Annotated in this window: 17 protein-coding genes and 1 pseudogene; 16 read left to right on the top strand and 2 right to left on the bottom strand. The window is 60.6% G+C overall.

Translation table 11 applies throughout. The features are described 5' to 3' along the window. Positions 1-112 precede the first annotated feature (112 nt). The 9 genes from KI237_RS11575 to aceA all read left to right on the top strand — a co-directional run bounded on the left by KI237_RS11575 (position 113) and on the right by aceA (position 9,386). Entirely contained in the window at positions 113-985 is an 873-nt protein-coding gene (locus KI237_RS11575) for a hypothetical protein (protein ID WP_212799912.1), read from the top strand. A gap of 210 nt (positions 986-1,195) precedes the next feature. Beyond that, positions 1,196-1,642, top strand: a complete 447-nt coding sequence (locus tag KI237_RS11570; protein ID WP_212799911.1) for an NUDIX hydrolase — start codon at positions 1,196-1,198, stop codon at positions 1,640-1,642. Between the two features lie 59 nt (positions 1,643-1,701). Next, positions 1,702-2,826, top strand: coding sequence for a tRNA 2-thiouridine(34) synthase MnmA (gene mnmA, locus KI237_RS11565; RefSeq protein ID WP_212799910.1), 1,125 nt, complete (start codon positions 1,702-1,704; stop codon positions 2,824-2,826). Then, on the top strand, positions 2,823-3,446 hold the full coding sequence (gene hflD / locus KI237_RS11560; protein ID WP_003203353.1) for a high frequency lysogenization protein HflD: 624 nt from the start codon (positions 2,823-2,825) through the stop codon (positions 3,444-3,446). The genes mnmA and hflD overlap by 4 nt, the downstream gene beginning before the upstream one ends. A 124-nt stretch (positions 3,447-3,570) precedes the next feature. Further along, positions 3,571-4,941: an adenylosuccinate lyase gene (purB, locus tag KI237_RS11555; RefSeq protein WP_212799909.1), complete on the top strand. Its 1,371-nt coding sequence runs from the start codon at positions 3,571-3,573 to the stop codon at positions 4,939-4,941. A gap of 84 nt (positions 4,942-5,025) precedes the next feature. Then, on the top strand, positions 5,026-6,192 hold the full coding sequence (locus tag KI237_RS11550; protein ID WP_212799908.1) for a ribosomal protein uL16 3-hydroxylase: 1,167 nt from the start codon (positions 5,026-5,028) through the stop codon (positions 6,190-6,192). Next, positions 6,185-6,610, top strand: a complete 426-nt coding sequence (locus KI237_RS11545) for a GNAT family N-acetyltransferase (RefSeq protein WP_212799907.1) — start codon at positions 6,185-6,187, stop codon at positions 6,608-6,610. Before KI237_RS11550 ends, KI237_RS11545 begins: the two co-directional genes overlap by 8 nt. A 233-nt stretch (positions 6,611-6,843) precedes the next feature. After that, positions 6,844-7,605 (top strand): secretin N-terminal domain-containing protein, encoded by a 762-nt coding sequence (locus tag KI237_RS11540; protein ID WP_212799906.1) that lies wholly within the window; start codon positions 6,844-6,846, stop codon positions 7,603-7,605. A gap of 455 nt (positions 7,606-8,060) precedes the next feature. Next, positions 8,061-9,386 carry an isocitrate lyase gene (aceA, locus tag KI237_RS11535; protein WP_212799905.1) on the top strand — a complete coding sequence of 442 codons (1,326 nt, stop codon included), beginning with the start codon at positions 8,061-8,063 and terminating at the stop codon, positions 9,384-9,386. A gap of 109 nt (positions 9,387-9,495) precedes the next feature. Here aceA and KI237_RS30960 read toward each other — a convergent pair whose 3' ends face one another. Further along, positions 9,496-10,200 (bottom strand): methyl-accepting chemotaxis protein, encoded by a 705-nt coding sequence (locus KI237_RS30960; RefSeq protein WP_502937110.1) that lies wholly within the window; start codon positions 10,198-10,200, stop codon positions 9,496-9,498. Positions 10,201-10,398: 198 nt separating this feature from the next. Further along, positions 10,399-11,283 (bottom strand): annotated as a pseudogene (locus tag KI237_RS30955) (methyl-accepting chemotaxis protein); the annotation flags it as partial. 1,005 nt (positions 11,284-12,288) lie between these two features. Here KI237_RS30955 and KI237_RS11525 point away from each other — a divergent pair. From KI237_RS11525 to nuoH, 7 genes are all read left to right on the top strand, one after another. Further along, a complete protein-coding gene (locus tag KI237_RS11525; RefSeq protein ID WP_003203367.1) occupies positions 12,289-12,702 on the top strand; it encodes an NADH-quinone oxidoreductase subunit A in 414 nt (137 codons plus the stop codon). Positions 12,703-12,712: 10 nt separating this feature from the next. Continuing rightward, on the top strand, positions 12,713-13,387 hold the full coding sequence (locus tag KI237_RS11520; RefSeq protein ID WP_013693708.1) for a NuoB/complex I 20 kDa subunit family protein: 675 nt from the start codon (positions 12,713-12,715) through the stop codon (positions 13,385-13,387). A 73-nt stretch (positions 13,388-13,460) separates the two neighbouring features. Beyond that, positions 13,461-15,245 (top strand): NADH-quinone oxidoreductase subunit C/D, encoded by a 1,785-nt coding sequence (nuoC, locus tag KI237_RS11515; protein WP_018609203.1) that lies wholly within the window; start codon positions 13,461-13,463, stop codon positions 15,243-15,245. 2 nt (positions 15,246-15,247) lie between these two features. Then, positions 15,248-15,745, top strand: a complete 498-nt coding sequence (gene nuoE, locus KI237_RS11510) for an NADH-quinone oxidoreductase subunit NuoE (RefSeq protein ID WP_018609201.1) — start codon at positions 15,248-15,250, stop codon at positions 15,743-15,745. Further along, on the top strand, positions 15,742-17,097 hold the full coding sequence (gene nuoF / locus KI237_RS11505; protein ID WP_003203373.1) for an NADH-quinone oxidoreductase subunit NuoF: 1,356 nt from the start codon (positions 15,742-15,744) through the stop codon (positions 17,095-17,097). The genes nuoE and nuoF overlap by 4 nt, the downstream gene beginning before the upstream one ends. 137 nt (positions 17,098-17,234) lie before the next feature. Next, entirely contained in the window at positions 17,235-19,949 is a 2,715-nt protein-coding gene (gene nuoG, locus KI237_RS11500; protein WP_212799903.1) for an NADH-quinone oxidoreductase subunit NuoG, read from the top strand. Next, positions 19,946-20,953: an NADH-quinone oxidoreductase subunit NuoH gene (gene nuoH / locus KI237_RS11495; protein ID WP_003203379.1), complete on the top strand. Its 1,008-nt coding sequence runs from the start codon at positions 19,946-19,948 to the stop codon at positions 20,951-20,953. The genes nuoG and nuoH overlap by 4 nt, the downstream gene beginning before the upstream one ends. Positions 20,954-20,958: the final 5 nt, after the last annotated feature.

Below are 20,958 nucleotides of genomic sequence, written 5' to 3'. Positions count from 1 at the left end.
AATCGCCTGCGTAGCGATAGCAATCCTTCCTGTACAAGGCTTGAGTTTGTTTCAGCGAACACGACGCGCTGGAAACTCATCACCTAACTCGCCTACATTGAGGAAATGCACCATGAAAAAAAAAGCGCAAGTGACCATACCCGCTCAAAGACATTTCTCTATTGGCAATTGGAGTTTTCTCGACCTGACAGTATCCCCTACCCTGTACGCCAGAAATGGCGACGGTGAACCTTATGAATACTATGAGGTAGCCGAGTTCAGCAGTGCGGGCGGAAGATACTCTACAGGTGTTCGCACCAATGACCATGGACAGAGATACAGCTACGTCACCGCGTCTCATGAGTTGCTATTTAAAAGCTCATCTACCGAATACAGATTCAATGCATACAAGTTCGGCAACCAAGTAACTTACTCAACCCCCTCACCGGGTGCCGCCGTCCTGGCTCACAGTTGGATCTTTGAGGATTTCATAGCCAGCATTGAACTTGAGATAAAAAAACCCGCCACACCCGCCGACCGCAAGGCTCACACGGGGTGCGAGTTCCAGGTCGACGACCAGCCCATCCAATACTCTCCAAGTGACCCTGTGCACCCTGCCCCTGAAAAAAAAGTGTCCCAAGTCGTTATTGCAGATACGGATAAATTTTCTTTTTTATCCAACGTCAACATCTATTTTTCGGGCTGCGACGTATACCAGGACTTTCCTCCGGGACAAATACATAAGGTTGACCGACACGGCGAGGGCAATCCAAGGGTGGCCACCGAGTACTACCTCACACAGGACAAAAGTTATCCAGCCGGCGTCACAACCCTGACGATCAAGGACGGATTCTCGGAAGCAAAGACTGTCGTCGAATTTGATCATGACACCTCCAATAAACGGGTCACCATGACAATCAAATCGTTTACCAGCACACTGTGTGATATCCGAGACTTTTCATACCTCGAAAAAACCTTTCCCAATACGATATGCATTGCTCTTTAAGAACACCCGGATCTTGCATAGCCCCTCCAAGGCCATCGCCATTGACATTCAAGGCCAGCATCGCTGACAAGGAGAACATCATTACAAGTGTGAGCGCTTGCTCGGGACTTCGACGGGTCATTCATTTAACATGACTGGCCCACTGCTATTGCGAGCAAGCTCGCTCCCACAGGGTGTTGTGTTCACCCTGCAGAAATTCGAGGAAACTTCATGGATTGGCAACCCCACATCACCGTCGCCACCATCGTCGAAGATAACGGCCGCTTCCTGATGGTGGAAGAATCCAAGGGCGGACGGGCGGTGCTCAACCAGCCCGCCGGCCATCTGGACCCGGACGAAACCCTGATAGAAGCCGCCGTGCGCGAAACCCTGGAGGAAACCGGCTGGGACGTCGAACCCACCAGCGTGGTAGGCATTTACCTGTACACCGCCCCCAGCAACGGCGTGACCTACCAACGGGTCTGTTTCGCCGCCAAGGCCTTGAAACACCATCCCGGGTATCAACTGGACGACGGCATCCTCGGCGCCAAATGGCTGACCCGCGACGAACTGCTCGAGCAGCGCGAGCACTGGCGTAGCGAGCTGATCATCCGTTGCATCGACGATTATCTGGCCGGCCACTGCCACAGCCTGACGCTGATCCGTCCTTCTCTTTAGCCTTGCGCGCCCGGGCCTGATAGAATCGCGTCCTTTTTCAAGACACTCATTGAATTCCTATGCGTGATCCAGCCCCTTCTGACACCACCAAGAAGCGCGTCATTGTCGGCATGTCCGGCGGCGTGGACTCTTCCGTTTCCGCCCTTCTGCTGATCGAGCAGGGTTATGAGGTGGAAGGCCTGTTCATGAAGAACTGGGAAGAAGACGACGGAACCGAATACTGCACCGCCATGGACGACCTGGCGGACGCCCAGGCCGTGTGCGACAAGATCGGCATCAAGCTGCACACCGCCAACTTCGCCGCCGAGTACTGGGACAACGTGTTCGAGCACTTCCTGGCCGAATACAAGGCCGGCCGCACGCCAAACCCGGACATCCTCTGCAACCGCGAGATCAAGTTCAAGGCGTTCCTCGACTACGCCATGATGCTCGGCGCCGACCTGATCGCCACCGGCCACTACGTGCGCCGCCGTGACATCGACGGCCGTACCGAACTGCTCAAGGGCCTGGACCCGAACAAGGACCAGAGCTACTTCCTGCATGCCGTCGGTGGCGAGCAGATCGCCAAGACCCTGTTCCCGGTAGGCGAACTGGAAAAACCCGAAGTGCGCGCGATCGCCGAAAAACACCAGCTCGCCACCGCCAAGAAAAAGGATTCCACCGGGATCTGCTTTATCGGTGAGCGCCGTTTCAGCGACTTCCTCAAGCAATACCTGCCGGCCCAGCCGGGTGAGATCAAGACGACCGAAGGCGAAGTCATCGGCCGTCACCATGGCCTGATGTACCACACCATCGGCCAGCGCCAGGGCTTGGGCATCGGCGGGCTGAAAGACGCCGGGGAAGAGCCGTGGTACGTGCTGGTCAAGGACCTGGAGCACAACGAGCTGATCGTCGGCCAGGGCAACGACCATCCATGGTTGTTTTCCCGCGCCCTGCTCGCTTCCGACATCTATTGGGTCAACCCGATCGACCTCAGCGAACCTCGTCGCCTGACGGCCAAGGTTCGCTACCGCCAGGGCGACCAGCCCTGCACCCTGGAAAAAACCGCCACGGGTTACCGTGCCACCTTCGATGACCCGCAGCGGGCGGTCACCCCAGGCCAGTCCGTGGTGTTCTATGACGGCGAAATCTGCCTGGGCGGCGGCGTGATCGAAATCGCAGAGCCCTGGAGCAGCAAGGCATGACCCCCATCCAGGAGCAACTGACAGCATTGGGCGGTGTGTTTCTCGCCGCCGTGCTGGTGGACCGGATCGCCAAGACCGGCCAGGCCACCGAAGCGGGCGTAGCCTGCATGCTCGGTAGCCTGCTGGTTCGCGACCCCAAGGACACCCTTGAAGTCTACGGCGGTGACGACCTGAACCTGCGCGAAGGCTATCGTGCGCTGATCGGCGCCCTGGAACGCGACCCCAGCGCCCTGCAACGTGAACCGTTGCGCTACGCCTTGTCGATGCTGGGTCTTGAGCGCCAGCTGGCCAAGCGCGACGACCTGCTGGAGACCATCGGCAAACGCTTGCCGCAGATCCAGTCCCAGGTCGAGCATTTCGGCCCGTCCCACGAAAACGTCGTCGCGGCCTGCGGCGCGCTTTACCAGGACACCCTGAGCACCTTGCGCCAGCGCATCCAGGTGCATGGCGACATGCGCAACCTGCAGCAACCGAGCAATGCCTCGAAGATCCGCGCCCTGTTGCTGGCAGGGATTCGTTCGGCAAGGCTGTGGCGGCAGTTGGGCGGCCATCGCTGGCAACTGGTGATCAGCCGGCGCAAATTGCTTAAAGAGCTTTACCCGTTGATGCGCAACGAATAAGTCGCCTCAACCTGTTTTTGTAGTTCGTTACGCGTAATACGCCGGTCAGTTGGCGACGGACCGGCGATTGTTTTCATGTATGATACGCGCCCCATTTCGTTGCCCGACTGTCCGAGAACACCCCATGCAGCTCTCTTCGCTCACTGCGGTTTCCCCTGTTGACGGCCGCTACGCCGGCAAAACCCAGGCCCTGCGCCCGATTTTCAGCGAGTACGGCCTGATCCGTGCCCGCGTCCTGGTTGAAGTGCGCTGGCTCCAGCGCCTGGCCGCCCACCCTGCCATCAGCGAAGTGCCGGTGTTTTCCGCCGAAGCCAACGCGGTGCTGAATGCCCTGGCAGAAAATTTTGTGCTGGAGCACGCCGAGCGCGTCAAAGAGATCGAGCGCACCACCAACCACGACGTCAAGGCCATCGAATACCTGCTCAAGGAGCAGGCGGCCAAGCTGCCGGAACTGGCCAATGTCAGCGAGTTCATCCACTTCGCCTGCACCAGCGAGGACATCAACAACCTGTCCCACGCCCTGATGCTGCGCGAAGGCCGCGATGAGGTGATGCTGCCACTGATGCGCCAGACCGCCCAGGCTATCCGCGAACTGGCGATCCGCTTCGCCGATGTGCCAATGCTGTCGCGCACCCACGGCCAACCGGCTTCGCCGACCACCCTGGGCAAGGAACTGGCGAACGTGGTGTACCGTCTGGAGCGTCAGATCGCCCAGGTGGCCGCCGTGCCACTGCTGGGCAAGATCAATGGCGCCGTGGGCAACTACAACGCCCACCTGTCGGCCTACCCGGACATCGACTGGGAAGCCAACGCCCGCGCCTTCATCGAAGACGAGCTGGGCCTGAGCTTCAACCCGTACACCACCCAGATCGAACCACACGACTACATCGCCGAACTGTTCGACGCCATTGCCCGTTTCAACACCATCCTGATCGACTTCGACCGTGATATCTGGGGCTACATTTCCCTGGGCTACTTCAAGCAGCGCACCATCGCCGGCGAAATCGGTTCCTCGACCATGCCGCACAAGGTCAACCCAATCGACTTCGAAAACTCCGAAGGCAACCTGGGCATCGCCAACGCACTGTTCCAGCACCTGGCGAGCAAACTGCCGATCTCCCGCTGGCAGCGCGACCTGACCGACTCCACCGTGCTGCGCAACCTGGGCGTGGGTTTTGCCCACAGCGTCATTGCCTACGAAGCCAGCCTCAAGGGCATCAGCAAGCTTGAACTGAACGAGCAGAAAATCGCCGCCGACCTGGACGCCTGCTGGGAAGTCCTGGCCGAGCCGATCCAGACCGTGATGCGTCGCTACAACATCGAAAACCCGTATGAAAAGCTGAAAGAACTGACCCGTGGCAAGGGCATCAGCCCTGAAGCGTTGCAGACTTTCATCGATGGCCTGGACATGCCTGCCGAGGCCCGCGCCGAGCTGAAGAAGCTCACGCCGGCCAATTACATCGGCAACGCAGCGGCACAAGCCAAGCGAATCTGATCCACCGCTTTACCTTTGAGACGCCCGGCCGCGCCGGGCGTTTTTATTCGCGTCTGAAAAGTATATTTTTTCAATAGGTTACACATGAATCCTGATATTCCTCTGCAACTTCTGGGCGGCATCACGGCACGGGAGTTCCTGCGCGACTACTGGCAGAAAAAACCGCTGCTGATCCGTCAGGCGATTCCTGACTTCCAAAGCCCGATCGACGCCGACGAACTGGCCGGCCTGGCCCTGGAAGAAGAAGTCGAATCGCGCCTGGTGATCGAGCACGGCGAGCGCCCTTGGGAGCTACGTCGCGGCCCGTTCGCCGAAGACGAATTCAGCAAGCTGCCAGAGCGCGAGTGGACCTTGCTCGTACAGGCGGTCGATCAGTTCGTACCGGAAGTCAGCGAGCTGCTGGAGCACTTCCGCTTCCTGCCAAGCTGGCGCATCGACGATGTGATGATCAGCTTCGCCGCCCCGGGCGGCAGCGTGGGTCCGCATTTCGATAACTACGACGTGTTCCTGCTGCAGGGCCATGGCCAGCGCAACTGGAAAATCGGCCAGATGTGCGACTCCGAAAGCCCGCTGCTGCAACACGCCGACCTGCGCATCCTCGCCGAATTCGAAGCCACCGACGAGTGGACCCTGGAACCGGGCGACATGCTCTACCTGCCGCCGCGCCTGGCCCACTGTGGCGTGGCCGTAGACGACTGCATGACCTACTCGGTGGGTTTCCGGGCGCCGAGCGCCGCTGAAGTGCTGACCCACTTCACCGACTTCCTCAGCCAGTTCCTGCCGGACGAAGAACGCTATACCGACGCCGACGCGCGCCCCGTGAGCGATCCGCACCAGATCCAGCACGACGCCCTCGACCGTCTCAAGGGCTTGCTGGCCGAGCACATGAGCGACGAACGCCTGCTGCTGACCTGGTTCGGCCAGTTCATGACCGAGCCGCGCTACCCGGAACTGGTGGTGGGCCCTGAACTGGAAGAAGACGACCTGCTGGCCAGCCTGGAACAAGGCGCCGTGATCATTCGCAACCCGAGCGCGCGCCTGGCCTGGTCGGAAGTCGACGACGACCTGCTGCTGTTCGCCAGCGGCCAGAGCCGTTACCTGCCGGGCAAGCTGCGCGAGCTGCTGAAAATGATCTGCGCCGCCGACGCCCTGCACATCGAGAACCTCGGCCCGTGGTTGGCCGACGAAGACGGTCGCGGCCTGGTCTGCGAGCTGGTCAAGCAAGGCAGCCTGGGGTTCGCCGATGAATAAAATTCACGTTCGTGTCGCAGACTGGCAAAAGGATAACGCCGAGATCCGGCGCATTCGTGAGACCGTGTTCATTGCCGAGCAGTGCGTTCCACCTGAGCTGGAATGGGATGCCGACGACCAGAGCGCGGTGCATTTTTTGGCGCATGAAGGCGACTTTCCCATCGGCACCGCGCGCCTGTTGACCGACGGCCATATCGGCCGTGTCTCGGTCCTCAAGGACTGGCGCGGCCTGAAGGTGGGCGATGCGCTGATGCACGCCGTGATCGCCGAAGCGGAGAAACGTGGGCTCAAGCAACAGATGCTCAGCGCCCAGGTGCATGCCACGCCGTTCTATGAGCGACTGGGCTTTGCGGTGGTCAGTGAGGAGTTCCTGGAAGCCGGGATTCCGCATGTGGACATGGTTCGCCATTCCACTTGAAACCGCGGCGCGGCCATCGCGAGCAAGCTCGCTCCCACAGGGATCTGCAACGAACAGAGATTTCGGGTGTTCCAGTGTGGGAGCGAGCTTGCTCGCGATGAGGCCCTGAAGAACACCACAAAACGCCCCGCCATCCACCGATGCCGGGGCGTTTTGCTGTCTATCATTCAACTTGCCCCACCCCAGGCCGACAAACTGGCAATATCAAGCCTTTGTCTCGCGGAGAAATGGACATGTCCTTACGCACCCTGCTGACCACCCTGCTGCTCGGCTGCAGCCTCTCGGTCATGGCGGACACGCAAATCGTGCCACTGAACTACCGCACCAGCGCCGACCTGCTGCCGGTGGCACAGAACTTCATCGGCAAGGACGGCCAGGTCAGCGCCTACGGCAACCAACTGATCGTCAACGCCGAGCCCGGCAAGATCGACGAACTCCGGCAATTCCTCGCCCAATTGGACACTGCCCCCAAGCGCCTGCTGATCACGGTCGACACCAACGAAAACAACCTGCAGGGCGACCAGGGTTACTCGATCAACGGCGCCGCCCCCAGCCAGACCCGCATCATCAACCGCAGCACTGCCAGCCGTGACGGCGGCGTGCAGCAGGTGCAAGCCAGTGAGGGCCAGCCAGCGCTGATCCAGGTGGGCCAGAGCGTGCCGTTCACCAGCAACCAGACCGACAATTACGGCCGCATGCAAAGCCAGACCGAATACCGCAACGTCACCCAGGGTTTTTATGTCACGGCGAGCGTCACCGGCGAGACCGTTCATCTCAGCATCAGTACCAACCGTGACCGCATGAGCCAGGAACGTCCCGATGTAGTGAACGTTCAGAGTACCGACACAACTGTCAGCGGCCGCCTGGGCGAATGGATCACCCTGGCCGGGGTCAATCGCCAGACTCAAGCCGACAAGCAGGGCCTGACCCGCAGCTACTCTACTCAGGGCCGCGACGACATGATTCTGCGGGTCAAGGTCGACACCCTGAACTGAAGCACCAAAAACTGACTGATGAGTCGTATTAGACCAAAGATGTAGTGCCATAAAAAAAGCACTACAAAACGTTTGACGAGCCAAAAAACCGAAGGCATGATGGCCTCGCTCCCGCTAATCAGGGGCCCTGGCAAGGGCCTTCGGGTCGACGCTTGCAACTACCCTGCGAGCCGATTCGTGTCTGTACCGCCCACAAGGTGTGTTTGACGAGGTTGCGACTGGAACGAAGTTGTCCCGAGGGACGGAAGCGTAACTAGGTAACCCGGCATCACTCTGAGTTCGTATGGAGGCCCACGACGCCCGAATGCGCCCGCAGTTCGCCCCTACCTGCTCACTTTCCCCTCGAGCCCATCGTTCATCCCGTCGCCTCCCCGCCTGAACCGACTTGTACGCCACCCCTGGTCGGCAGGAGCAAGGAATTTTCCACCAAGACCTATGCGACGAGGTTTATCTCCATGGCACTGACACGCAAACAGCAAATTGCAGCCCTTGAAAAAGACTGGGCTGAAAACCCGCGCTGGAAAGGCGTGAAGCGCAATTATTCCGCTGCTGACGTCGTCCGTCTGCGTGGCTCGGTTCAACCTGAGCACACCTTTGCGAAAATGGGCGCCGAGAAGCTTTGGAACCTGGTGACCCAGGGCGCCAAGCCAGCCTTCCGTCCCGAGAAAGATTTCGTCAACTGCATGGGTGCCCTGACCGGCGGCCAGGCTGTGCAGCAAGTCAAGGCCGGCATCCAGGCGATCTACCTGTCGGGCTGGCAAGTGGCCGCGGACAACAACTCCGCCGAGTCGATGTACCCCGACCAGTCGCTGTACCCGGTGGACTCGGTTCCAACCGTGGTCAAGCGCATCAACAACTCGTTCCGTCGCGCCGACCAGATCCAGTGGAAAGCCGGCAAGAACCCGGGCGACGAAGGCTACATCGACTACTTCGCGCCGATCGTGGCTGACGCCGAAGCCGGTTTCGGCGGCGTCCTGAACGCCTACGAGCTGATGAAGAGCATGATCGAGGCAGGCGCCGCTGGCGTTCACTTCGAAGACCAATTGGCTTCGGTGAAGAAATGCGGCCACATGGGCGGCAAGGTGCTGGTTCCAACCCAGGAAGCCGTGCAGAAGCTGACCGCTGCCCGCCTGGCTGCCGACGTTGCCGGTGTACCGACCATCATCCTGGCCCGTACCGACGCCAACGCCGCTGACCTGCTGACCTCCGACTGCGACCCGTACGACCAGCCGTTCGTGACCGGTACCCGCACCCAGGAAGGCTTCTACAAGGTGCGCGCCGGCCTCGACCAGGCCATCTCCCGTGGCCTGGCCTACGCGCCGTACGCCGACTTGATCTGGTGCGAAACCGCCAAGCCGGACCTGGACGAAGCCCGTCGCTTCGCCGAAGCGATCAAGAAGGAATACCCCGACCAACTGCTGTCGTACAACTGCTCGCCTTCCTTCAACTGGAAGAAAAACCTGGACGACGCGACCATCGCCAAGTTCCAGCGCGAACTGTCCGCCATGGGCTACAAGCACCAGTTCATCACCCTGGCCGGCATTCACAACATGTGGCACAGCATGTTCAACCTGGCGCACGACTACGCCCGCAACGACATGACCGCCTACGTGAAACTGCAGGAGCAGGAATTCGCTGACGCCGCCAAGGGCTACACCTTCGTGGCTCACCAGCAGGAAGTGGGCACCGGCTACTTCGACGACATGACCACCGTGATCCAGGGCGGCACTTCGTCGGTCACCGCACTGACCGGCTCCACCGAAGAAGAGCAGTTCCACTGATCCACGCCGTAAACGGCCCTTGCGGACCGAATAAAAGCTAACCGCAAAGCCGACGATCTAACGCCCCGACTGGTTCGGGGCTTTTTTTTGCCGGTTCCCCCCCCGATTTTCACACCTTGAAATGACTGACCAACTGCTGCAACTGATTACCCAGGCGCGCCAGTTCGATGCTGGAGGCTGCGGTTTCTTCACTGGCTGAGGCGGTCTGCTCGGATACATCGCGCACGCTCAGGACACTCCGGCTGATTCCCTCGGCCACCGAGCTTTGTTGCACCGCGGCGGCGGCAATCTGTTGGTTCATCGCCTGGATGCCAGAAACCGCTTGGGTAATGTTGCCCAGGGAGGAGCCGGCTTTGCGTGCCAATTCCACGCTGCTGTCGGTCAGTTCGCGGCTATTTTGCATGATGCTCGATACCTGGCGCGTGCCGTTCTGCAAGCCCGCCACCAGGCTTTCAATCTCCTCGGTGGAATGCTGGGTACGCTGGGCCAGCCCACGGACTTCATCGGCGACCACGGCAAAGCCGCGCCCGGCGTCACCCGCGCGAGCGGCCTCGATGGCGGCGTTAAGGGCCAACAAGTTGGTCTGTTCAGCCACCGCCCGGATCACGTCCATGATCTTGCCGATGCGCCCGCTCTCTTGCTCCAGCTCGTTCATGGCTTCGACTGAGCGTCCGACCTCGCTGGCCAAGCGATCAATCTGAACGATGGCTTGCGCGACCACTTGGTCGCCAATACGGGCGTGTTCATTAGCCTCTGATGCGGCTGCGCAAGCTTGTTCGGCATTACGCGCGACTTCATGCACGGTGGTCGACATCTCGTGCATGGCGGTAGCCACCTGATCGGTCTCGGTCTTCTGACTATTGACCCCGGCACTGGTCTGCTCGGTGACGGCTGATAGCTCTTCAGCGGCACTGGCGATTTGGGTGACGCCATCGCGGATGCCACCGATCAGGTCGCGCAAGGTGCTGCCCATACGCTGAATACCTTGCTGCAAGACACCCAGTTCATCACGACGGGTCACGATCATGTGCTGTGTGAGGTCGCCCGCCGCAATTCGATCGACCACAACCAGTGTGTCCTGCAACGGCCGTGTAATCTGGCGGGTGATGATCAGGGCGGCCAAAATCCCCAACAGCATCGCCAAGGCAGTGCAGCTCAACTGCAGGATGCGCGCCTGGGCGCTGTCTTCGTCACGGGAGACCAGTTGGCTGGCATACATTTCATCCGTCAGACGGGTGATGGTGTCACCCAAATCGATGGTCTCCTGCACGGCCTTGTCAATGGCCTGATTACTGGCGGTGAAGTTCTGTACCGAGCGGCGGTAAGCAATCAGCGCAGATTCCAGCTGCTTGAAGGTCTCGGCATAGGTGGGGCCGAAAGCGCTGTTGAGCGTTTCAATGTTCTTGATCGCATTTTCGAGCTGGCGGGTGGCCGCTTGCTCGGTGGTGCTGTTGGGGTTACCGGTATAGCCGCGCACTTCATAACGCACCAGCGCTACGTCCTCTTTGGCCTTGAGGATGAGCTTGTAAAGGCCAAAGCGGCGCTCATCCGAGGCGGGCATTGCCTCTACGTCAGTGATGACCTGAGCAATCAGCGCCGCGCCCTTGACCGCATTGACGCCCATCTCCTTGCGCATGGCAACGTCATTGCGATAAGCCTCGCGCATCGTATTCAGTGCCACTTGGTATTGCGTGCTGGCCTGCTCGATCAGCGCAAGTTTTTTCAGGTTTCCAGGTTTCTTCAGCTCTTTTGCCAGGCTTTTCTGCTTGGCGACAAACTGCTCCAGCGACACCTGGATAAACGCACCCTTTTGTTCATCGCCCCTGTCCACCTGGTATTGCAAGCGAGCCCTGCGCAGGTGATCGAGACGGTTGCCAAGCTCGGTAATGCTGGTCATTCGATCGGTACGCTCGATCATTTTTCCCAGGCTGAACCAGCCGGCCGCGGCAAGAATAGCGGTCAGAAGCAGCACAACAGCAAAGCCCAAAGCCAGCTTGAGCATAACGCTCATATTCGCGATCCGAGAGGTCATGAGGTTCCTTTGGTCTCAGCCGCGAACGATGAAAACTGACGCGACTATCTAAGAAGGGGGTGTAAATCCAACCAATATTGATATAGATGATTAGACGAATGAAGCACAAAGATAGCCATTTGATATCACTCCTTCAAGACCTTAAGCCAGACCTCGCGCCGATTTTTGCTCGCAAAACGTTGTCGCTTGACGTGCAATTTCCCCTGGCCACAGGTTCTGCGCGGGGTCAACTGGGCGAATTGATCTGATAAGGCTGGTTTTTTCACCCGTTTTTTTTGAAGCGACCTACGCTGTAAGAGCAAGCCTGCATCTGTGGGAGTCAGGCTTGCCCGCGCTGAACGATTACGCTGTCTGCCTCGGGACCGCGTTGTCGGCATCGCGAGCAAGCCTGGCTCCCACAGGAGCAGTCCCCCACCCAGATCCAACCTTCACCAACCCCCTCCCCCACAAAACTTCGGCGCACGGGTAGAAAAATTGATCGAACGCAGTATTGGGCAGTCCGAAAAGGAGTAAAACGTGCGGCGCTGACAATTGCAGTAGCGGCCATGTAAGACAGTCTTTCAGGCACAATACTAAGTGCACCGTAGAAAGGCCGCTACAGATAATAATAATTATCATTTGGAAGTCATTATCATTGTTACATTCCACACGAAATATTATTGATCAATAGCCGGCCAACGCCCACCAGGTCTGGGCCGCAGGGTCCTGGAGGTGCGCTATGTCCTTATTCCAATAAATAATTTCGCTATAGGAATTTTACTTGCCCGGTGTTTAGCCATAAAATCACCGCGATTGATTGCTGCGACATATCGTCACTGCGTTATTTCATTCAAGCTCAGAGACCTTTGCTCTCTGTTAAGGATTTCCAGCATGTCCGAAGCGACAGGACTCATGGCCCACAATTGGGGCTTTGCCATTTTCCTTCTGGGCGTTGTTGGCCTGTGTGCTTTCATGCTCGGTGTGTCGAGCCTGCTTGGGTCAAAAGCCTGGGGCCGCAGCAAAAATGAACCGTTCGAGTCCGGCATGCTACCCACCGGTGGCGCCCGCTTGCGGCTCTCAGCCAAATTCTATCTGGTCGCGATGCTCTTCGTGATCTTCGATATCGAAGCCCTCTTTCTCTTTGCATGGTCTGTGTCCGTCCGCGAAAGCGGCTGGACCGGATTCGTCGAAGCTCTCGTTTTCATAGCAATTCTGTTGGCAGGTCTTGTCTACCTTTACCGAGTGGGGGCGCTTGATTGGGCTCCGGAAGCTCGGCGCAAGCGGCAAGCGAAGCTGAAACAATGAGGCTTTGGCAATGCAATACAATCTCACCAGGATCGACCCCGATGCTCCTAACGAGCAGTATCCGATTGGCGAACGGGAAACCGTCGCCGATCCGTTAGAAGATCAAGTCCACAAAAACATCTTCATGGGCAAGCTCGAAGACGTGCTGAACAGCACGGTCAACTGGGGTCGCAAGAACTCCCTTTGGCCGTACAACTTCGGCCTTTCGTGCTGCTACGTGGAAATGACCACCGCCTTCACGGCGCCCCACGACATCGCGCGCTTTGGCGCCGAGGTGATCCGGGCATCGCCACGCCAGGCGGATTTCATGGTTATCGCCGGTACCTGCTTCATCAAGATGGCGCCGATCATCCAGCGTCTCTACGAGCAAATGCTCGAGCCCAAGTGGGTGATCTCCATGGGTTCGTGCGCCAACTCCGGTGGCATGTACGACATCTACTCCGTCGTTCAAGGGGTGGACAAGTTCCTGCCCGTGGACGTCTACGTGCCCGGCTGCCCGCCTCGCCCTGAAGCTTTCCTGCAAGGCCTGATGCTGTTGCAGGAGTCGATTGGCCAGGAGCGTCGCCCACTGTCCTGGGTCGTTGGCGATCAAGGCGTCTATCGCGCCGACATGCCATCGCAAAAGGAACAGCGCCGCGAACAGCGTATCGCAGTCACCAACCTGCGCAGCCCCGACGAAGTCTGATCCAGCTCTGTTCCTCTACAAGAAACGAGAACCTGGCTTCATTCTTTACGTTGACCGAAAGCGATAAATAACCATGACTACAGGCAGTGCTCTGTACATCCCGCCTTACAAGGCAGACGACCAGGATGTGGTCGTCGAACTGAACAACCGTTTTGGCCCCGAGGCGTTCACCGCCCAGCCGACCCGCACCGGCATGCCGGTGCTTTGGGTTGCCCGGGCCAAACTCGTCGAAGTCCTGACGTTCCTGCGCAACCTGCCCAAGCCGTACGTCATGCTCTATGACCTGCACGGCGTGGACGAGCGCCTGCGCACCAAGCGTCAAGGGCTGCCCGACGGCGTCGACTTCACCGTGTTCTATCACTTGATGTCGATCGAGCGTAATAGTGACGTCATGATCAAAGTCGCCTTGTCCGAGAGCGACCTTAGCGTGCCGACCGTGACCGGCATCTGGCCGAACGCCAACTGGTACGAGCGTGAAGTGTGGGACATGTACGGGATCGACTTCCCCGGCCACCCGCACCTGACCCGCATCATGATGCCGCCGACCTGGGAAGGTCACCCGCTGCGCAAGGACTTCCCAGCCCGCGCCACCGAGTTCGACCCGTTCAGCCTGTCCCTGGCCAAGCAACAGCTCGAGGAAGAAGCCGCGCGCTTCAAGCCAGAAGACTGGGGCATGAAGCGCTCGGGCGCCAACGAGGACTACATGTTCCTCAACCTCGGCCCGAACCACCCTTCGGCCCACGGCGCGTTCCGCATCATCCTGCAGTTGGACGGCGAAGAAATCGTCGACTGCGTCCCGGACATCGGCTACCACCACCGTGGTGCCGAGAAAATGGCCGAGCGCCAGTCCTGGCACAGTTTCATCCCGTACACCGACCGTATCGACTACCTCGGCGGCGTGATGAACAACCTGCCTTACGTGCTTTCGGTCGAGAAACTGGCCGGGATCAAGGTGCCGGAGAAGGTCGACGTCATCCGCATCATGATGGCCGAGTTCTTCCGCATCACCAGCCACCTGCTGTTCCTGGGGACCTATATCCAGGACGTGGGCGCCATGACGCCGGTATTCTTCACCTTCACCGACCGCCAGAAGGCCTACACGGTGATCGAAGCCATCACCGGTTTCCGCCTGCACCCGGCCTGGTACCGCATCGGTGGCGTTGCCCACGACCTGCCGCGCGGCTGGGAAAAGCTGGTCAAGGATTTCGTCGAGTGGATGCCCAAGCGCCTGGACGAATACACCAAGGCCGCCCTGCAGAACAGCATCCTCAAGGGTCGTACCATCGGGGTCGCCGCCTACAATACCAAAGAGGCCCTGGAATGGGGCGTCACCGGTGCCGGCCTGCGTTCCACCGGTTGCGACTTCGACCTGCGCAAGGCACGCCCTTACTCCGGCTATGAAAACTTCGAATTCGAAGTCCCGCTGGCGGCCAATGGCGATGCCTACGACCGCTGCATGGTTCGCGTCGAGGAAATGCGCCAGAGCATCAAGATCATCGACCAGTGCATGCGCAACATGCCGGAAGGCCCGTACAAGGCGGATCACCCGCTGACCACGCCGCCGCCCAAAGAGCGCACGCTGCAACACATCGAGACCCTGATCACGCACTTCCTGCAGGTTTCGTGGGGCCCGGTCATGCCGGCCAACGAATCCTTCCAGATGATCGAAGCGACCAAGGGCATCAACAGTTATTACCTGACGAGCGACGGCGGCACCATGAGCTACCGCACCCGGATTCGCACCCCAAGCTTCCCACACCTGCAGCAGATCCCTTCGGTGATCAAAGGCAGCATGGTCGCGGACATGATTGCGTACCTGGGTAGTATCGATTTCGTTATGGCCGACGTGGACCGCTAAGCATGAACAGCACGCTTATCCAGACAGACCGTTTCGCCCTGAGCGAAACCGAGCGCTCGGCCATCGAGCACGAGCTGCATCACTACGAAGACCCGCGCGCGGCGTCGATCGAAGCCCTGAAGATCGTCCAGAAGGAACGTGGCTGGGTGCCCGATGGCGCGCTCTACGCCATCGGCGAGATCCTCGGCATCCCGGCCAGCGACGTCGAAGGCGTGGCCACCTTCTACAGCCAGATTTTCCGCCAGCCAGTAGGCCGTCACATCATTCGGGTCTGCGACAGCATGGTCTGCTACATCGGTGGCCACGAATCGGTGGTCAGCGAGATCCAGGGCAAGCTGGGCATCGGCCTGGGCCAGACCACCGCCGACGGTCGCTTCACCCTGCTGCCGGTGTGCTGCCTGGGTAACTGCGACAAGGCGCCAGCGCTGATGATCGACGACGACACCTTCGGTGACGTCCAGCCTGACGGCGTCGCCAAACTGCTGGAGGGCTACGTATGACCCTGACTTCCTTCGGGCCCGCCAACCGCATCCAGCGTTCGGCCGAAACCCACCCCCTGACCTGGCGCCTGCGCGACGACGGCGAAGCCGTATGGCTGGACGAGTACCAGGCCAAGAATGGCTACGCCGCTGCGCGCAAGGCGTTCAGCGACATGGCCCAGGACGACATCGTCCAGACCGTGAAAGACTCCGGCCTCAAGGGCCGTGGCGGCGCGGGCTTCCCCACGGGTGTGAAATGGGGCCTGATGCCCAAGGACGAGTCCATCAACATCCGCTACCTGCTGTGCAACGCGGATGAAATGGAGCCCAACACCTGGAAGGACCGCATGTTGATGGAGCAACTGCCCCATCTGCTGATCGAAGGCATGCTGATCAGCGCCCGCGCGCTGAAAACCTACCGTGGCTATATCTTCCTGCGCGGTGAGTACACCACCGCCGCCAAGCACCTGAACCGTGCCGTGGAAGAAGCCAAGGCCGCGGGCCTCTTGGGCAAGAACATCCTGGGTTCCGGTTTTGATTTCGAGCTGTTTGTCCACACCGGTGCCGGGCGCTACATCTGCGGTGAAGAAACCGCGCTGATCAACTCCCTGGAAGGCCGTCGCGCCAACCCGCGTTCCAAGCCGCCCTTCCCTGCCGCCGTTGGCGTGTGGGGCAAGCCGACCTGCGTGAACAACGTCGAGACCCTGTGCAACGTGCCGGCGATCATCGCCGACGGCGTGGACTGGTACAAATCCCTGGCCCGCGACGGCAGCGAAGACATGGGCACCAAGCTCATGGGCTTCTCCGGCAAGGTCAAGAACCCTGGCCTGTGGGAACTGCCGTTCGGCGTCACCGGCCGCGAGCTGTTCGAAGACTACGCCGGCGGCATGCGTGACGGCTACAAGCTCAAGTGCTGGCAGCCTGGCGGCGCCGGTACCGGGTTCCTGTTGCCGGAACACCTGGACGCCCAAATGTACGCCGGCGGCATCGCCAAGGTCGGCACCCGCATGGGCACCGGCCTGGCCATGGCGGTGGACGACAGCGTCAACATGGTGTCGCTGCTGCGCAACATGGAAGAGTTCTTCTCCCGTGAGTCGTGCGGTTTCTGCACCCCTTGCCGCGATGGCCTGCCCTGGAGCGTCAAGCTGCTGCGGGCCCTTGAAAACGGCGAAGGCCAGGCCGGCGACATCGAGACCCTGCTGGGTCTGGTGGGTTTCCTCGGCCCAGGCAAGACCTTCTGTGCTCACGCACCGGGTGCCGTGGAACCATTGGGCAGCGCGATCAAATACTTCCGTCCAGAGTTCGAAGCCGGCATCGCGCCCACCAGCGCCGTCGTCCCGCCTCTGGCAAAGCCGATCGTAGTCGGCGCGTAAACGCTTAAAAAGGCGAAGGGTCCGTGCCCTTCGTCTTCTCGTGTGATGACGCCGTAAACGGCTGTGTTGATTCACGCGAATAACAAGATTCCATTAGCCACGCCCGCTGACACCGGGCCAACGAAGAACTTTGAACCATGGCCACTATCCACGTAGACGGCAAAGAGCTCGAAGTCGATGGCGCAGACAACCTGTTACAGGCATGTCTGTCGCTGGGCCTCGACATTCCTTATTTCTGCTGGCACCCCGCCCTTGGCAGCGTTGGCGCTTGTCGCCAGTGCGCGGTCAAGCAGTACACCGACGAAAACGACAAGCGTGGTCGGATCGTCATGTCCTGCATGACCCCTGCCACCGACGGCAGCTGGATCTCCATCGACGACGAAGAAGCGAAAGTGTTTCGCGCCAGCGTCGTCGAATGGCTGATGACCAACCACCCTCACGACTGCCCGGTCTGTGAGGAAGGCGGCCACTGCCACCTGCAAGACATGACGGTGATGACCGGCCACAACGAGCGCCGTTATCGGTTCACCAAGCGCACCCACCAGAACCAGGACCTCGGCCCGTTCATCTCCCACGAGATGAACCGCTGCATCGCCTGCTATCGCTGCGTGCGTTTCTACAAGGACTACGCCGGCGGCACCGACCTGGGCGTGTTCGGTGCCCACGACAACGTGTACTTCGGTCGCGTTGAAGACGGCACCCTGGAAAGCGAGTTCTCCGGCAACCTCACCGAGGTCTGCCCGACCGGTGTGTTCACCGACAAGACTCACTCCGAGCGCTACAACCGCAAGTGGGACATGCAGTTCTCGCCGAGCATCTGCCATGGCTGCTCCAGCGGCTGCAACATTTCCCCGGGCGAGCGCTACGGCGAACTGCGTCGCATCGAAAACCGCTACAACGGTTCGGTGAACCAGTATTTCCTCTGCGACCGTGGCCGTTTCGGCTACGGCTACGTCAACCGCACCGACCGTCCGCGCCAGCCGCTGCTGGCAGACGGCGCCAAGCTGAGCCTGGACCAAGCCCTGGACAAGGCCGCCGACCTGCTGCGCGGTCGCAACATCGTCGGCATCGGTTCGCCACGGGCCAGCCTGGAAAGCAACTACGCGCTGCGTGAACTGGTCGGCGCCGAGCACTTCTACAGTGGCATCGAAGCCGGCGAGCTGGAACGCATCCGCCTGGTGCTGCAAGTGCTCAAGGACAGCCCGCTGCCCGTGCCGACGATGCGCGACATCGAAGACCACGACGCGGTATTCGTCCTTGGCGAAGACCTGACCCAGACCGCCGCCCGCATGGCCCTGGCCCTGCGCCAGTCGGTCAAGGGCAAGGCCGAAGACATGGCCGACGCCATGCGCGTGCAGCCATGGCTCGACGCCGCCGTGAAGAACATCGGCCAGCACGCGCTGAACCCGCTGTTCATCGCCAGCCTCGCTGAAACCAAGCTCGACGACGTGGCCGAAGAGTGCGTCCACGCCGCTCCCGACGACCTGGCGCGCATCGGTTTCGCCGTGGCCCACGCCCTGGACGCCAGCGCCCCGGCCGTCGAAGGCCTGGACAGCGAAGCGGCCGCCCTGGCCCAACGCATCGCCGACGCCCTGCTGGCGGCCAAGCGCCCATTGATCATCGCCGGTACCTCCCTGGGTTCCAAGGCCTTGATCGAAGCCGCCGCCAACATCGCCAAGGCGTTGAAGCTGCGCGAGAAGAACGGTTCCATCAGCCTGATCGTGCCGGAAGCCAACAGCCTCGGCCTGGCCATGCTCGGTGGCGAATCGGTGGACGCAGCCCTGCAAGTGGTGATCGACGGCAGCGCCGATGCCATCGTCGTGCTGGAAAACGACCTCTACACCCGTACCGACAAGGCCCGGGTGGACGCTGCGCTGAACGCCGCGAAAACCGTGATCGTCGCCGACCATCAGAAAACCGCCACCACCGACCGCGCCCACCTGGTGCTGCCGGCGGCGAGCTTCGCCGAAGGCGACGGTACGCTGGTCAGCCAGGAAGGTCGCGCCCAGCGCTTCTTCCAGGTCTTCGACCCGCAATACCTGGACGCCAGCATCCTGGTTCATGAAGGCTGGCGCTGGCTGCACGCCCTGCGCGCCACCCTGCTGGACCAGCCGATCGACTGGACGCAACTGGACCACGTTACCGCCGCCGTCGCTTCGAGCAGCCCGCAACTGGCCGCCATCGTCGACGCCGCACCGTCCGCCTCGTTCCGCATCAAAGGCCTGAAGCTGGCGCGCGAACCGCTGCGCTACTCCGGTCGCACCGCCATGCGCGCCGACATCAGCGTTCACGAACCGCGCACCTCCCAGGACAACGACACCGCGTTCTCGTTCTCCATGGAAGGCTACTCGGGCTCGACCGAACCGCGTTCCCAGGTGCCATTTGCCTGGTCGCCGGGCTGGAACTCGCCGCAAGCCTGGAACAAGTTCCAGGACGAAGTCGGTGGTCACCTACGTGCAGGCGACCCGGGCACCCGCCTGATCGAAAGCCAAGGCGATGGCCTGAGCTGGTTCGCCAGCGTGCCGCGCGCCTTCAATCCTGCACCAGGCACCTGGCAGGTCGTGCCGTTCCATCACCTGTTCGGCAGCGAAGAGAACTCTTCCAAGGCCGCTCCGGTGCAGGAACGCATCCCAGCCGCCTACGTGTCGCTGGCCAAGTCCGAAGCCGACCGCCTGGGCGTCAACGACGGTGCCCTGCTGAGCCTGAACGTGGCCGGCCAGACCTTGCGTCTGCCGCTGCGCATCAATGAAGAACTGGGCGCCGGCCTGGTGGCCCTGCCGGCCGGCCTGGCAGGCATCCCGCCAGCGATTTTCGGCAAAACCGTCGACGGTCTGCAGGAGGCAGCGCAATGAGCTGGTTCACCCCTGAAGTGATCGCTGTGATCCTGACGGTCCTCAAGGCCATCGTGATCCTGCTGGCCGTGGTGGTCGCAGGCGCACTGTTGAGCTTCGTCGAACGTCGCCTGCTGGGCTGGTGGCAGGACCGCTACGGTCCGAACCGCGTCGGCCCGTTCGGCATGTTCCAGATCGCCGCCGACATGATCAAGATGTTCTTCAAGGAAGACTGGACGCCGCCGTTTGCCGACAAGGTGATCTTCACCCTGGCACCGGTGGTCGCCATGAGCGCCTTGCTGATCGCCTTCGCGATCATCCCGATCACCCCGACCTGGGGCGTGGCGGACCTGAACATCGGCCTGCTGTTCTTCTTTGCCATGGCTGGCCTGTCGGTGTATGCGGTGCTGTTCGCCGGTTGGTCGAGCAACAACAAGTTCGCCCTGCTGGGCAGCCTGCGGGCCTCGGCCCAGACCGTGTCCTACGAAGTGTTCATGGGCCTGTCGCTCATGGGCATCGTGATCCAGGCCGGCTCGTTCAACATGCGCGACATCGTCGAGTACCAGGCCCAGAACCTGTGGTTCATCATTCCGCAGTTCTTCGGTTTCTGTACCTTCTTCATCGCTGGCGTGGCCGTGACTCACCGTCACCCCTTCGACCAGCCGGAAGCGGAGCAGGAACTGGCCGACGGTTACCACATTGAATATGCCGGCATGAAATGGGGCATGTTCTTCGTCGGTGAATACATCGGCATCATCCTGATCTCGGCGCTGCTGGTCACGCTGTTCTTCGGTGGCTGGCACGGTCCGTTCGACATCCTGCCGCAACTGTCCTTCGTCTGGTTCGCCCTGAAGACCGCGTTCTTCATCATGCTGTTCGTCCTGCTGCGCGCCTCGATCCCGCGCCCACGCTACGACCAGGTGATGGACTTCAGCTGGAAATTCTGCCTGCCGCTGACCCTGATCAACATGCTGGTGACCGCTGCGATCGTTTTGATGAACGCGCCTGCGGCCGCGGTTCAGTGAGGATT

It is taken from the genome of Pseudomonas sp. St316 (genome assembly GCF_018325905.1).
GTDB lineage: Bacteria > Pseudomonadota > Gammaproteobacteria > Pseudomonadales > Pseudomonadaceae > Aquipseudomonas.
Note: the sequence above shows the minus strand (reverse complement) of the source record. Positions and strands in the feature narration are given on the sequence as shown.

Excerpts from the sequence above, each read along its gene's own strand:
- nuoF (WP_003203373.1), top strand. The coding sequence starts at position 15,742 with ATGACCCTGACTTCCTTCGGGCCCGCCAACCGCATCCAGCGTTCGGCC.
- aceA (WP_212799905.1), top strand. The coding sequence starts at position 8,061 with ATGGCACTGACACGCAAACAGCAAATTGCAGCCCTTGAAAAAGACTGG.
- nuoC (WP_018609203.1), top strand. The coding sequence starts at position 13,461 with ATGACTACAGGCAGTGCTCTGTACATCCCGCCTTACAAGGCAGACGAC.
- KI237_RS11540 (WP_212799906.1), top strand. The coding sequence starts at position 6,844 with ATGTCCTTACGCACCCTGCTGACCACCCTGCTGCTCGGCTGCAGCCTC.
- KI237_RS11570 (WP_212799911.1), top strand. The coding sequence starts at position 1,196 with ATGGATTGGCAACCCCACATCACCGTCGCCACCATCGTCGAAGATAAC.
- hflD (WP_003203353.1), top strand. The coding sequence starts at position 2,823 with ATGACCCCCATCCAGGAGCAACTGACAGCATTGGGCGGTGTGTTTCTC.
- KI237_RS11520 (WP_013693708.1), top strand. The coding sequence starts at position 12,713 with ATGCAATACAATCTCACCAGGATCGACCCCGATGCTCCTAACGAGCAG.
- KI237_RS11550 (WP_212799908.1), top strand. The coding sequence starts at position 5,026 with ATGAATCCTGATATTCCTCTGCAACTTCTGGGCGGCATCACGGCACGG.
- nuoG (WP_212799903.1), top strand. The coding sequence starts at position 17,235 with ATGGCCACTATCCACGTAGACGGCAAAGAGCTCGAAGTCGATGGCGCA.
- purB (WP_212799909.1), top strand. The coding sequence starts at position 3,571 with ATGCAGCTCTCTTCGCTCACTGCGGTTTCCCCTGTTGACGGCCGCTAC.
- nuoH (WP_003203379.1), top strand. The coding sequence starts at position 19,946 with ATGAGCTGGTTCACCCCTGAAGTGATCGCTGTGATCCTGACGGTCCTC.
- KI237_RS11545 (WP_212799907.1), top strand. The coding sequence starts at position 6,185 with ATGAATAAAATTCACGTTCGTGTCGCAGACTGGCAAAAGGATAACGCC.
- KI237_RS30960 (WP_502937110.1), bottom strand. The coding sequence starts at position 10,200 with ATGTCGACCACCGTGCATGAAGTCGCGCGTAATGCCGAACAAGCTTGC.
- mnmA (WP_212799910.1), top strand. The coding sequence starts at position 1,702 with ATGCGTGATCCAGCCCCTTCTGACACCACCAAGAAGCGCGTCATTGTC.
- nuoE (WP_018609201.1), top strand. The coding sequence starts at position 15,248 with ATGAACAGCACGCTTATCCAGACAGACCGTTTCGCCCTGAGCGAAACC.
- KI237_RS11525 (WP_003203367.1), top strand. The coding sequence starts at position 12,289 with ATGTCCGAAGCGACAGGACTCATGGCCCACAATTGGGGCTTTGCCATT.
- KI237_RS11575 (WP_212799912.1), top strand. The coding sequence starts at position 113 with ATGAAAAAAAAAGCGCAAGTGACCATACCCGCTCAAAGACATTTCTCT.